Raw genomic sequence first — 10,975 nt, forward strand, 5'->3', positions numbered from 1 at the left:
AGCAACAAGAATTTAAAGCTGCTCAGAAATTAAACCCCTCTAAAACCTGATATTGGAAGCTGCGCGCTTCCGTGGGATTCTGTTGCCGGTTTATTTATGAAAGTAAATAAATGGGCAAATCGGAAGGGGGATTGTTTTGCTTGAAATATGAAGTTGAACTGAATACAGGAATTCGCCGGTCCCGTTATTTGGGATTATTGATTATCGGGGCAGGTGAATATGCGGGACCGACTCGAGACGGCTTCTCGAACACAAGGAGACTTTATCATGAAGAAGGTAATACTTGCAGCGGTACTGGCGGTTGGATCCATTGGACTGGCACAGGCGTCGAGCTTCTCGGCTGGCGGCTTTGTGGGTTCGGGCGGGGCTGGATCCAGCACCACGGGGGGCTCGATGGCGTCCAGCGGCAGCGCGTCGATGGGCAATGGCTTTGCGATCCAAGGCACGCAGGCCACCAGTTCCACCAATGCAGGGTCCACGGTCACCATGGGACCCTCGGGCGTCACCAACTCTTCCTATGGCAATGCGACCAATACCTCGGTGGGTGGCGGCGTCACGGGAGGATTTGCGATCGGAGGCACCAGCGGCTCGGCGGGCAGCGACTACAGCAGCGGCGCGGGCGGCCATGTCACTACCGGTGGTTTCGGAAGTTTCTCCCACTGGTAAGAGATGTGCGGCGACCCTGGTTCGCATGACCGCCGGGGCCGGTGCGGAGGGGCAACCCTCCGCCGGAGACCTATCATGAAACGCCATCTAATCTGTGCAGCACTGATGTTATGGGCGGGCAGTGTCGCGGCGCAGACGACGATTTCGGCCGATTCGAATGCAGGTTCGACGGCCTCGAGCAATACGAATTCCAGTTCGGGTTCCAGTGCGCAATCGGGAATGATGAGCTCGAACATCACGTTCGAAGGCGCTCAGGCGACCGATCACACGCGCGTGGATACCACGCCCAATATATATATAGCACCCAGCATGTTCGGCGGCGCCAATAATTGCGGCCAGAGCAGTTCGGTGGGAGTAGGAGTCACGGGTTTTGGCATAGGCGGTTCGCTGGCCAGCGAGAGCAAGTCGTGCAATGCGCGCGAAGACACGGCCACGGCCTACCGGCTGGGCTACAAGGAAGTGGCCGATTTGCGGTTCTTCTGCTTCGGCGAAAAAGAGAATCGCCAGGCCTGGGAAGCCGCCGGACATACGTGTCCCGGCGATACCGCGGCAAGCGGGGCGACGACTTCCAAGGTAAGCCAGGCGGACGAACGGCCCAAGGTGGCCGCGCAGCAGGCGCAGGCTCCGGCCCCGCGCCAGGTGGCAGCAGCTCATGCTTTCCCGTCATATATCGGATATTGAGGGTCGTGGAGCCCAGGTTCCTTCCGGGAACCAGGGGGCGCCGACGGCCGACGCAGAACACCCCGGCGAGACCGCAACGGGGCGGGGCAGAGACTCGAGTGTGCGGGCAGGGAGGTTGGCGACAAGGAGGCTGGCGATGAACGGCAAGCTGGAAGAAGAAATCAGGCGCTGGACTGTCAGACGCAAAAGCGTACTGGTAATGGACATCATCCAGGGCAAGACCACGGTCATGGAGGCAAGTTGCGCCTTTGACCTGCCAGTGTCGGCCATCGAGCAGTGGGTGGAAGATGGGAAGCGGGGCCTCGAGAATGCCTTGCGCGCCAATCCCCTGGATGTCAGGGAACAATATGAGCGCCAGATCAAAGATCTGCAGCAGGCTTACGGAGAGGCCATGCTGGAATTGCGCATACGCAAGAAAAGCGCGCCGAGCGGCGACATAGAAGAAGAGAAATAAACGGGCGGCGCGGGGCCGCCTTGGTTTGCCCGGCCGCGGACGACGCGCCGGGAATATGGCCGCAAGGCCCCGGGGGGATGAATCCAGGATAAAACGGTATGCCCACCCGCTATCGAGCGGAGGGGATGCCGTATTCGTACATCCAAAGGATAAATTACAAAGGCGCAGGCGCGATCGCCATGAACCTGGATGATTGGTATTGCGGCCGGCTTGTTACATTATCCGATATTGTAAATACCGTAGTTATTTTCATAAGTCCCGGCGCTGTATAAGAAGTAGCCTTGCATTTGAGTAAAAAGCAATAAGCCGCACCAGCTAAAAAATAAGAAAGTAACCATCGTAATATCACAAAATGTATAAATGCTTCAATTTGTGAATACTAAAATTTAGTCAAGGCTCGCGGCCGGATAAATGTTGCAGGGTAGTCGGTTCATCTGATATTTGCTGTGCGCTGATTGATTATTTTTGTTTTTAATTTGGCGATATCGGGTATGTATTTGCGGCACAGGTTTTAAATGGATAGCTATCTCGATTTCGTGGGATTTTCTGCATCGAGTTTTGTTTTGGGGTCTATTTATTTTGCTGCAGAGCCTGTTTGGGCTTGGCCGATCGGGCGATTATAGCTGTCCGCGGGATAATCCGGCATGCCGGATCAATGCGGCAGCTCGCAGCACTGGCTGGGAATGTCCCAGAGGAGAATAATCATGAAACGCCATCTAATCTGTGCGGCATTGATGTTGTGGGCGGGCAGTGTCGCGGCGCAGACGACGATCTCTGCCGGCTCGAACGCCGGTTCGACGGCCTCGAGCAACACGAATTCCAGCTCGGGTTCTACCGCGCAATCGGGGATGATGAGCACGAACATCACGTTCGAGGGCTCCCAGACGAACGATCACCAGCGCGTGGACACCACGCCCAATATATACATAGCACCCAGCATGTTCGGCGGCGCCAATAACTGCGGGCAGAGCAGCTCGGTGGGTGTCGGGGTCACCGGCTTTGGCATAGGCGGCTCGCTGGCCAGCGAAAGCAAGTCGTGCAATGCACGCGAAGATACGGCCACGGCCTACCGGCTGGGCTACAAAGAAGTGGCCGACCTGCGGTTCTTCTGCTTCGGCGAAAAAGAGAATCGCAAGGCCTGGGAGGCCGCCGGGCACTCGTGCCCCGGCGATACCGCGGCCAGCGGGGCGACGACCTCCAAGGTAAGCCTGGCGGACGAACGGCCCAAGGTGGCTGCAGAGCAAGCGCAGGCCCCCGCTCCGCGCCAGATCGCGGCGGCGCATACCTTCCCGGTATACGTCGAGCACTGATTCCGGCGCGGCCCGCGAGGGCCGGGCGAGGCTTACTTGCCCTCGGCGGCCAGCGCCAGGGCGGCGGCGTTCACCGTGGCGGCGATGCGGCCCACGTCGCGCAGTTGCTCCGAAGTGAGCCCGGCCTTCTTCAGGTTTTCGTAGTGGGACTGCACGCAGAAGTGGCATTTCCCGATAATCGACGCCGCCAGGGAAAAAAGCTCGAAGCGTTTTTGCTCGACGCCGCCATGGCTGGCATAGGCATTCATGCGCAGTTGCGCCGGCATGGTCTTGAGCTGGGCGTCCGCGCTCATCTCCACGAACGGATAGTAGACATTGTTCATGCCCATGAGAGCCGCCGCCGTCAGCGCGCCATTGGCATCGGCTTCGGACAGCCCGCTCTTGAAGGCCTCGACCAAGGTCCGGCTGCGGGCGGCGTAAGCGGCGGCCAGCGCGGCACCGACGGCATCTTCGGGGCTGAGCGTGGAGCGGGCAATGGTGCCGTCCAGGTTCAGGCGCACGTCTTTGGCCCAGTCGGGAATCATGTCCTTGATTGTGGATAGAAATTCCATAGTTTTTTCCTATTAAATGGGTCCGATAAAGCCCGGTCGGGCCGGGCTGGTGATGCGCAAGCCCACTGGCTCGGCGCGGGCGCCGGCCAGAGGCATGGTACTTACAGTGTGTTGCCGCCCACCGAGCGGTTGCACGGGCACAGTTCGTCGGTTTGCAGACCGTCGAGGATGCGCAGCACTTCCTCGGGGTTGCGGCCCACGTTCAGGTTGTTGACCGAAACGTGCTGGATGACATTGTCGGGGTCGACAATGAACGTGGCACGCAGTGCAACGCCTTCGGCCTTGTCGCGGATGCCGAGCTGGTCGACCAGTTCGCCCCTGACGTCGCCGAACTGGTAGTGGCCCAGCTTGTTGAGGTCAGGGTGTTCGCGGCGCCATGCCAGCTTGACGAACTCGTTGTCGACCGAACCGCCCATCAGCACGGCGTCGCGGTCTTCAAAGTCTTTGGCCAGCTTGTTGAAGCCGACGATTTCGGTGGGGCAGACGAAGGTGAAGTCCTTCGGGTAGAAGTAGATGACCTTCCACTTGCCGGGGAAGGAGCTTTCGCTGATTTCCTCGAACGCCGAAACGCCATTTTCTTCGTGTTGATTGAAGCCGGGCTTTACGCCAGCGACCTTGAAGGGTTCCAATTTATCGCCTACAGTTTTCATCTGAGCTCCTGTTAGATTAGTTGATGACAGGCCTAGGGCCGATGAATGTAATTCTACACTATTAACTTTGGCTGTCTAATTGGAAATTCCTAATACGAAATTTGGGTAATTCTATGCGGGCGACCAGGCCGCCGCCCGGGCGAGGCAGGAGTTTGAGCTGCCCTCCCACCTGGCCGAGCAGGCGCTCGACGATAGCCAGGCCCAGTCCGGCGCCGCTTACGCCGGTGCGCGCCGATTCGCCGCGTGAGAAGGGACGCAGCAGCCGCTGTATGTCGGCTTCGGCTATGCCCGCCCCCTGGTCGGAAACCTCTATGGCCAGGATATTGCCTTCTTCTTGCACGGACAGGCGGATATAGGAGCGATCTTCGGCGGGCGTGCGTCCGTAGCGCCGGGCGTTTTCGATCAGGTTGCTGACGATGCGCTTGAGGTCGTTGGCGTTGATGCGGGCGTACAGGCCGGGCTCGATGGATGCGGTCAGGAATCCGCCCAGCGATTCGGTATGGCTGCGCTCGCGCTCGTAGAGGTCGCCGAGCACCGTGGAGACGTCGATGCCCTGTTCGGGGACGGCGCCGGCCGGGCGGGCATATTCCATGAGCTGGCCTATGCTGTGGTCGATCTGGGCCAGGTCTTCGTCGATGGCCTGGCGCGCCTCTTCGCCGACGCTGCTCATTTCGATTTCGAGGCGCATGCGCGCCAGGGGCGTGCGCAAGTCGTGCGAAATCCCGGCCAGCATGATCTCGCGGTCAGCCTCGGTCTGGCGCAGGTCTCGTGCCATGCGATTGAAGGCGATGTTCATGTCGCGGATTTCCAGCGGGCCTTTTTCGGGCAGCGGCGAAGGCGTTTCGCCGCGCGCCACCTGCTGGGCGACCTTGGCCAGTTGCGCCAGCGGCCGGTTGACGAAGCGCACGCTGATGGCCGCGCCGATGAGCGCGAGCAACAGGGCGGTAGCGCCCCAGCCGAACCACTCGACGCCCGCCGTCAGGCCGAGCTGCTCGCGGTCGAACACCAGCCAGTACTGGTCTTTATTGATGTCGAAACTTACCCATATGCCCGGCATGTGATTGACCGACCACATGACTTTGGTGGCATTGCCGAGCCGGTCGCGTATTTCGGTGGCGACGTGATGCCAGTAATTGGATTCGGGCAGGGGCTCGAGCACGTCGGCGGTATCGCGCGGCTGTACCCGCAGGCTTTCCTTGGTTGCAAGATCGAGCAACAGGGCGGGGCGCACGCTGGTCGGCGCGTAGATCAGGGCCGAACGCGTAATGCTGACCGCCGTGGTCACGCGTTGCGCCATCTGGGTGGCGCGCGGGCCTTCTTCCATGCTGAAGAACACCTGCAGCCAGGCGCCCAGGCTCACCAGCATGAGTGCGGCCAGCAGCAGGAATGAACGGCTGAACAGACCCAGCCTGAGGCGGGACGTCAGCCGTTTGAGTTGCCTTGTAGCGGGCGCCATTGAAGCTTCCTGGCTACCGCCCGATCAGTGATTCAGGAGGCGTAGTTGCGACGCGGCCATCAATGGCCACCGTCGGGCACGAAGACGTAGCCGAGCCCCCAGACCGTCTGGATGAATACCGGCTTGGAGGGATTGGGTTCGACCAGTTTGCGCAGGCGCGAGATTTGCACGTCGAGACTGCGGTCGAAGGCCTCGTATTCGCGGCCGCGGGCCAGTTCCATGAGCTTGTCGCGCGACAGGGGGATTTTGGGGTGGCGTGCGAACACCTTGAGCACCGAGAATTCGCCGGTCGTGATGGGCACGGGCTCGTTGTTGCGGGTCAGGGTGCGGGTGGACAGGTTGAGCACATAGGGCCCGAATTCGATGGATTCGTTTTCCTGGCTGGGCGCGCCGGGGTGTTCTTCGGTGCCGCGCCGGCGCAGGATGGCATTGACGCGGGCCAGCAGTTCGCGCGGGTTGAAGGGCTTGGACAGATAGTCGTCGGCGCCCATTTCCAGGCCCACGATGCGGTCGATTTCTTCGGCCTTGGCCGTAAGCATGATGATAGGGGTGTTGTCGTGCCCGCCGCGCAGCCTGCGGCAGATGGACAGGCCATCCTCGCCGGGCAGCATCAGGTCGAGCACCAGCAGGTCGAAGTGCTCGCGCTGCCAGAGCTTGCCCATTTCTTTGGCGTCTTCGGCGACGAATACGTTGAACCCCTGTTCCGACAGGTAGCGGCGCAGAAGATCTCTGAGGCGCGGGTCGTCGTCGACCACGAGGATTTTGCGGGATAAGGATTGGTTTTGAGTATTCATGGCTGAAAATGTAACAGGGCGCTGGAACCCCGCATAGGGGTTGGTAGCAAGATATTACACATTAAGTATTTCGTAGAAAATCTTTATCATTAAGGACTTAGCAATACTTTGCAGTCTCTGTTGCAGGGCTGTCACGCCGTATTTCAGGGTAGTCTTGGCGCGCCGCTGCAGCTTTTTTTGATGGTTCTTCTCCGCCTTGCCAGTATAGCCAATAGTCCGGAAAATGTATCAAAATCTTTAACAATTTTCGATTATGTTGCACGGCCGGGCCGATGCCCGCCAGCCTGTTGCGGCGGGGCAGAACCCGGCCGCCGCCGTGCACACATGTCGGCCGGCGGGGCGAGGGCCGGTAATAAATTAAAATACGGCCATGGGTTCCCATATTCTTGCGCTCGAGACTTCATCCAGCCGCTGCGGTGTGGCGCTTCTGTGTGCCGGCGAGTCCGGCGAGCGGCTGTTTACGGCCGCGCACGACACGACGGGCGAGCATGCGGAGCGCTTGCTGCCGATGGTGGACGAACTGCTGCGCCAGGCCGGTATCGGGCGCGAGCAATTATCCGCGGTGGGCTTCGGCCAGGGGCCGGGAGGGTTCACCGGCCTGCGCGTGGCCTGCGCGGTGGCGCAGGGTGTCGCGTATGCCCTGGGTATCCCGGTGCTGCCTATAGAGGCGCCTTTGGCGCTTGCCTTGCAGGATGCCCAGTCGTGCGCTTCGGGCGACGACATCGCGGCGTTGCGGGTGATTGTCCAGGATGCGCGCATGGGCGAAGTCTATCTGTCGGTCTATAGGCCGCTGGCCGCGGCCAGCGGGCTCGAATGGCAACAGCTGCAGTCGCCGCTGTTGCTGGACGCCGGCGATGTGGCGGGCTGGCTCGCCGGGCACGCCGGCTCGTGGGAAGGCGCCGCGAGTGGCGGCTTGCTGCGGGTAGCCGGAGACGGGCTGTCGCCCGAACTGGAAGCCGTGTTGCCGGCCTGCGTAGGCAATTGGGATGTGGTGGCGGGCGCCGTGTTGCGCCCTAGCGCCGCGGCGGTGGCGCAGCTTGCGCTGGCGGCCTGGCGACGCGGCGCGGGCCTGGCGCCCGAGCAGGCGGCTCCGGTCTATGTGCGCGACAAGGTAGCCTATACGACACGCGAGCGTGAGCAGGGCCTGGGCGGAAATCCCCGGGCCGGTGCGCTGCAGGCTGCCCCCGATGTGCGGGCGGGCTTGTTCATCCGGCCGATGACTGCGGCGCATCTGGACGAGGTGGTGCAGATCGAGTGCGCCGTGCAGTCTTTTCCCTGGACCCGCGGCAATTTCCAGGATGCCCTGCAGGCGGGCTATGGCGCGTGGGTGGCACAGGCGGGCGACCGGGTAGTGGGTTTCTGCATTGTGATGTATGCGCCGGATGTGGCGCATCTGCTGCTGATCGCGGTGGCGCCCGAGGCCCAGCGCAAGGGCGTGGGCGCGCGTTTGCTGCGCCATTGCGAGCGTGAGGCGCGGGCGCGCGAATTGCCGAGCCTGATTCTCGAGGTGCGGCCGTCGAATCGCAATGCCCTGGATTTTTATATGCGCCGCGGTTTCGGCCGCCTCAGTGTGCGCAAGGATTATTACCCCGTAGGCCGGGGCGAGCGCGAGGATGCGTGGGTGCTGAGCAAGGCGTTGTTGACGGAGGCGCTGGATGCTTGAGCCGGCGGGGCCGCAGGCGCCGAGCCTGAATCGTGTGCAGTTGGCCTGGCTGCAAGAGCTGGGGCTGGACCGGGCCTTGCTGAAGGCGTACGTGCGGCGGCCTGCGCCGCCGGCGGCCGGGCTGGACGCCGCCGCGGTTCCGGCTGCGGATGGTGTTGCGGCCGGCGCCATTGTTGGCCGCGGCGTGCCTGCGGGGCCGGCTGGCGCGGCGGGCATGGCTGGCGCTTCCGCGCCTAGTGCTTCTGCTTCTGCGGCTGGCGCCGCACTTGTTTCTACCCCCGGTTCTGGTCGAGCCCCTCTCGTCAAGGATTCCGCCGTTGCCGGCGCCGCGGCAGTTGGGGGGCGGGCGGAGCAGCGGGGCGAGGCTGCGCGGCCGGCGGGTGCGGCGGCGCCGGTGGTGGTAGCGCGGGAATGGGGCGCGCTGCAGGCGCAGGTCGAGACCTGCGAGGCTTGCGGCCTGTGCGAGAAGCGGCGCCAGGCGGTGTTTGGCGCGGGGGCGGTGCAGGCGCCGCGCTGGCTGGTGGTGGGCGAGGCGCCGGGCGAGCAGGACGACCGCCACGGCGAGCCGTTCCAGGGGCGGGCCGGAACGCTGCTGCAGGCGATGCTGCGCGCGGCGGGGGTGGTGCCGGATCAGCCGGTGTATTACACCAATATCGTGAAGTGCCGGCCTGTGGGCAATCGTACGCCGAAGCCGGATGAGATCCAGGCTTGTCTGCCTTATCTGCGGCGGCAGATTTCGCTGCTGGCGCCGGCGGGTATTGTGGCGCTGGGGCGCCTGGCGGCGCAGGCGCTGCTGGATACCGAGGCGGATTTCGAGTCGCTACGCGGCGAGGTGCATCGCTTGCGCAAGGAGGACGGGGGTGAGGTGCCGCTGGTGGTGACGTATCACCCGGCTTTGTTGTTGTCGCGGCCGCAGCATAAGGGCGGGGCGTGGCAGGATTTGAATCTGTTGCGGGCTGTATTGGCGTAGAGGGTGGTGGTGCGTCGGCGGTCGGGGTTCTTCAGGCGCGGCCTAGAACGGGGTACCTCCCTCCGGTGCGATACCCCACGCACCTCCGGGAGGCACCCCGTTCTCTCCGCTTGTGTTGTAGACGGTTGGGGGCTGCCGCGGGAGACGATGTCTTGGTCCGGCGGCGGCCGGCGCCGCTGTCAATGCAGGGCCTGGCCGTGGCCGTATTGTCCGATCTTGTTGTACAGGGTGGGATCGGCGCGGTGGTTGTGTACGTTCCAGCGCATGAATACCAGCATCAGTGCGGCGACGAGCAGGCCGAAGATGACGATGATCAGGTTGATGGGCATGTTCATCCACAGCATCAGGCTGTAGATGGCGAGCATGAGCAGGATGTTGAGTTGCTCGTTGAAGTTCTGGACCGCGATGGAGTGGCCGGCCGACAGCAGTACGTGGCCGCGGTGCTGCAGCAGGGCGTTCATGGGCACGACGAAGAAGCCCGAGAGGCCGCCTATGAGCAGCAGCAGGCAATATACGGCCCAGGTTGCCTTGACCAGCGGCATGAACAGCACTACCAGGCCCATGGCGATGCCTACCGGCAGTACGGACAGGGCGCGCCGCAGCGGCACGCGGCCGGCGACGATCGAGCCGATGACGGTGCCGACGGCCGCCACGCCCATCAGGACGGAGGCCTGGTCGAGCCGGTAGCCGAGGTGGCGCGCGCCCCATTCGATGACGATGAATTGCAGGGTGGCGCCGGCCCCCCAGAACAGGGTGGTGACGGCCAGGGAGATCTGGCCCAGTTTGTCGTGCCAGAGTATGCGCACGTAGCCGCGGAAGGTCTGGATCAGGCGCCAGGGGTGGGTTTCCTGTTTCGGGTAACTGACCATGGTGCGCGGGATCAGCAGGGTGCAGATGGCCGCCAGCAGGTAGATCACGCCTATGGGCAGGATGGCGGCTTCGGCGCGGGTCTGGACGAGGTGGTGGATGTGGGGGTGCGCCAGCAGTGAATCGGAGACTTGGGGGTTGACCAGCACGCCGCCCAGTACGGTGCCGACGATGATGGACAGCACGGTCAGGCCTTCTATCCAGCTATTGCCCTTGACGAGCATGTCGGGGGGCAGCATTTCGGTGACGATGCCGTATTTGGCGGGCGAGTAGGCGGCGGCGCCTATGCCGACCAGGGTGTAGGCGCAGAACACCAGCACCAGTTCGCCGGAGGTGTGCAGGCCGAATTCGCGATAGCTGAACATGAGCAGGCAGCCCAGTATCTTGATCGCGTTGGTGAAGAACATGACCTTGCCCTTGGGGTAGGAATCGGCGAAGGCGCCGACGAAGGCGGCCAGGGCGACGTAGGACAAGGCGAACCACCATTTCATCATGGGGGCCATCCAGTCGGGGCCTTGCAGATCGCCTATGAGTGCTATGGCGGCGATGAGCAGGGCGTTGTCGGCTACGGACGACAGCGCCTGGGCGACCATGACCAGGTAGAAGCCTTTTTTCAATCGAACGTCTCGATGCGGATAGGGTAAGGGCCGGGCGGGCGCGGCCGCGTCCGCCGTGGAATGAGTAATTATTGGGTATTTATGCGCGGGTGTAGGCCGGATTTTAGAAAAAATGAAATCAAAGGACAAAAATTGTTAGCGAGTATAGTCCCAGGCGCGGTGGCAGGGGATTTTATCTGTTTTCGGGGGCCGGGATGTGGGGACGGCCGGCAGGTGTGCGTTATCATACGCAGCAGTAGCCAGCCTCGATTTTTCCGGCCCGTTTTCCGGGCCGTTTTCATAACCGCGGGACAGCG

11 protein-coding genes are annotated in these 10,975 nt (G+C 62.4%); 6 read left to right on the top strand and 5 right to left on the bottom strand.

The genetic code is table 11. From position 1 onward, the window contains the following. Positions 1–267: 267 nt before the first annotated feature. From KVP10_RS09785 to KVP10_RS09800, 4 genes are all read left to right on the top strand, one after another. Complete coding sequence (locus tag KVP10_RS09785) at positions 268–666, top strand: hypothetical protein (protein WP_217964357.1); 399 nt, start codon at positions 268–270, stop codon at positions 664–666. A gap of 75 nt (positions 667–741) precedes the next feature. Then, positions 742–1,347 carry a hypothetical protein gene (locus KVP10_RS09790; protein ID WP_217964358.1) on the top strand — a complete coding sequence of 202 codons (606 nt, stop codon included), beginning with the start codon at positions 742–744 and terminating at the stop codon, positions 1,345–1,347. A 136-nt stretch (positions 1,348–1,483) separates the two neighbouring features. After that, complete coding sequence (locus tag KVP10_RS09795; protein ID WP_217964359.1) at positions 1,484–1,801, top strand: transposase; 318 nt, start codon at positions 1,484–1,486, stop codon at positions 1,799–1,801. A 704-nt stretch (positions 1,802–2,505) separates the two neighbouring features. Continuing rightward, a complete protein-coding gene (locus tag KVP10_RS09800; protein WP_217964360.1) occupies positions 2,506–3,111 on the top strand; it encodes a hypothetical protein in 606 nt (201 codons plus the stop codon). A gap of 32 nt (positions 3,112–3,143) precedes the next feature. Here KVP10_RS09800 and KVP10_RS09805 read toward each other — a convergent pair whose 3' ends face one another. The 4 genes from KVP10_RS09805 to ompR form a co-directional block, all read right to left on the bottom strand. Further along, complete coding sequence (locus KVP10_RS09805) at positions 3,144–3,662, bottom strand: carboxymuconolactone decarboxylase family protein (protein WP_217964361.1); 519 nt, start codon at positions 3,660–3,662, stop codon at positions 3,144–3,146. A gap of 101 nt (positions 3,663–3,763) precedes the next feature. After that, positions 3,764–4,312, bottom strand: coding sequence for a peroxiredoxin (locus tag KVP10_RS09810; protein ID WP_217964362.1), 549 nt, complete (start codon positions 4,310–4,312; stop codon positions 3,764–3,766). Between the two features lie 61 nt (positions 4,313–4,373). After that, a complete protein-coding gene (locus KVP10_RS09815; RefSeq protein WP_217964363.1) occupies positions 4,374–5,768 on the bottom strand; it encodes a sensor histidine kinase in 1,395 nt (464 codons plus the stop codon). 59 nt (positions 5,769–5,827) lie between these two features. Continuing rightward, a complete protein-coding gene (ompR, locus tag KVP10_RS09820; RefSeq protein WP_088604703.1) occupies positions 5,828–6,562 on the bottom strand; it encodes an osmolarity response regulator transcription factor OmpR in 735 nt (244 codons plus the stop codon). Positions 6,563–6,932: 370 nt separating this feature from the next. Between ompR and tsaB the strand changes: the two genes are divergently transcribed. After that, positions 6,933–8,225, top strand: a complete 1,293-nt coding sequence (gene tsaB / locus KVP10_RS09825) for a tRNA (adenosine(37)-N6)-threonylcarbamoyltransferase complex dimerization subunit type 1 TsaB (protein WP_217964364.1) — start codon at positions 6,933–6,935, stop codon at positions 8,223–8,225. Then, positions 8,218–9,195: a uracil-DNA glycosylase gene (locus KVP10_RS09830; RefSeq protein ID WP_217964365.1), complete on the top strand. Its 978-nt coding sequence runs from the start codon at positions 8,218–8,220 to the stop codon at positions 9,193–9,195. Before tsaB ends, KVP10_RS09830 begins: the two co-directional genes overlap by 8 nt. 179 nt (positions 9,196–9,374) lie before the next feature. Here the strand turns inward: KVP10_RS09830 and lplT are convergent, their stop codons facing one another. Continuing rightward, on the bottom strand, positions 9,375–10,679 hold the full coding sequence (gene lplT, locus KVP10_RS09835) for a lysophospholipid transporter LplT (RefSeq protein WP_217964366.1): 1,305 nt from the start codon (positions 10,677–10,679) through the stop codon (positions 9,375–9,377). Positions 10,680–10,975: the final 296 nt, after the last annotated feature.

The organism is Candidimonas humi (genome assembly GCF_019166065.1).
In the GTDB taxonomy this organism is placed as follows: domain Bacteria; phylum Pseudomonadota; class Gammaproteobacteria; order Burkholderiales; family Burkholderiaceae_B; genus Candidimonas; species Candidimonas humi.